We start from the raw sequence: 627 nt of genomic DNA on the forward strand, positions 1-627 counted from the left end.
GTATTTCATCGTAGAGCTTTTTACTGTCTTCGGTCTTGCCTTGCGCTTTACCGTTGCCGACACGGGTATTGGTTTCTTCGTCGATATACGAAGCGCCAAACTTAATGCCCCAACCGCCGACCCACTCGACGTTGCCGCTCAATTCAAGGTTGATGGCCGGGTCTACACCGCTGGTGTCGTTGGCAAGAGTACCTTCACCGGCTTTGAACTCGTATAGGGCAATCACATCATCTTCATAGCGGCCACCTGAGTTGGCAACGATGCCGTCACCCACCAATACAAGTGCTTTACTGGTAATCAGTGTTTCGTCAATCGCGGCGGCAGTGATCGAATTAGAAAAGGCTTCGATCGCTGTTCTCATTTCAGTTGATGAGGCTTCACAACCAACTTCCCAGCAGTTATGAAACTCATTGAGTAAGCGTTGTACTAGTCGGGAGTTGCCGGGGGTTTCCAGGCTGATTCGACTCTGAGCAGCCAGGTAAGAGGTGTCAACATCGGAGCTGCCAATAAAAGGAGTTTGCTGGCCTTCGACATGACAGTCACTGCAATACTCTGTGAGTAGAGGGTAGACAGTGCTTGAGTAGCTTAAAGTATCCTCAGGGAAGGACTTACTGCTCCCAGGGTCTT

Annotated in this window: 1 pseudogene; it reads right to left on the minus strand. The window is 50.2% G+C overall.

The features are described from left to right. Window positions 1–627, minus strand: a pseudogene (locus A3763_RS29065) (LamG domain-containing protein); the annotation flags it as partial.

The organism is Oleiphilus sp. HI0128 (assembly GCF_001635365.1).